The 1151-nt window shown below is 64.6% G+C and carries 1 protein-coding gene; it reads left to right on the forward strand.

Features of this window, described 5'->3' with window-relative positions:
* The coding region (locus tag GT030_RS11180; RefSeq protein WP_161200960.1) for a cbb3-type cytochrome c oxidase subunit I at positions 1-1151 on the forward strand (1151 nt) is incomplete at both ends.

The following is a 1151-nucleotide window of genomic DNA, read 5'->3' on the forward strand; positions in this document are numbered from 1 at the left end:
CCGCAGGGCGCGGCCGACTTCGGCTGGTTCGCCTACTCCCCGCTGTCGGACGCGGTCCGTTCGCCGGGTATCGGCGCCGACATGTGGATCATGGGTCTGGCCTTCTCCGGCTTCGGCACGATCCTCGGCTCGGTCAACTTCATCACCACGATCATCTGCATGCGCGCTCCGGGCATGACGATGTTCCGCATGCCGATCTTCGTGTGGAACGTGCTGCTGACCGGTGTGCTGGTCCTGCTGGCCTTCCCGGTGCTGGCCGCCGCGCTGTTCGCCCTGGAGGCGGACCGCAAGTTCGGTGCCCATGTCTTCGACGCCGCCAATGGCGGGGCCCTGCTATGGCAACACCTCTTCTGGTTCTTCGGCCATCCAGAGGTGTACATCATCGCGCTGCCGTTCTTCGGCATCATCTCCGAGATCATCCCGGTGTTCTCGCGCAAGCCGATGTTCGGCTACATGGGCCTCATCGCGGCCACGATCGGCATCGCCGGTCTGTCCGTGACCGTGTGGGCGCACCACATGTACGTCACCGGCGGTGTGCTGCTGCCGTTCTTCTCCTTCATGACGTTCCTCATCGCGGTCCCGACCGGTGTGAAGTTCTTCAACTGGATCGGCACGATGTGGAAGGGCTCGCTGTCCTTCGAGACACCGATGCTCTGGACGACCGGCTTCCTGATCACCTTCGTCTTCGGTGGTCTGACCGGTGTCATCCTGGCCTCGCCGCCGCTGGACTTCCACGTCTCGGACTCGTACTTCGTGGTGGCGCACTTCCACTACGTGGTGTTCGGCACCGTGGTGTTCGCGATGTTCGCCGGCTTCCACTTCTGGTGGCCGAAGTTCACCGGCAAGATGCTGGACGAGCGGCTCGGCAAGATCACCTTCTGGACGCTGTTCATCGGCTTCCACGGCACCTTCCTGGTCCAGCACTGGCTGGGCGCCGAGGGCATGCCGCGCCGGTACGCCGACTACCTGGCGGCCGACGGCTTCACCGCGCTGAACACGGTCTCCACGATCTCGTCGTTCCTGCTCGGCCTGTCGATCCTGCCGTTCCTCTACAACGTGTGGAAGACCGCCAAGTACGGCAAGCCCGTCGAGGTGGACGACCCGTGGGGCTACGGCCGTTCGCTGGAGTGGGCGACCTCCTGCCCGCCGCC

The organism is Streptomyces sp. SID1328, from assembly GCF_009865595.1.
In the GTDB taxonomy this organism is placed as follows: domain Bacteria; phylum Actinomycetota; class Actinomycetes; order Streptomycetales; family Streptomycetaceae; genus Streptomyces; species Streptomyces griseoluteus.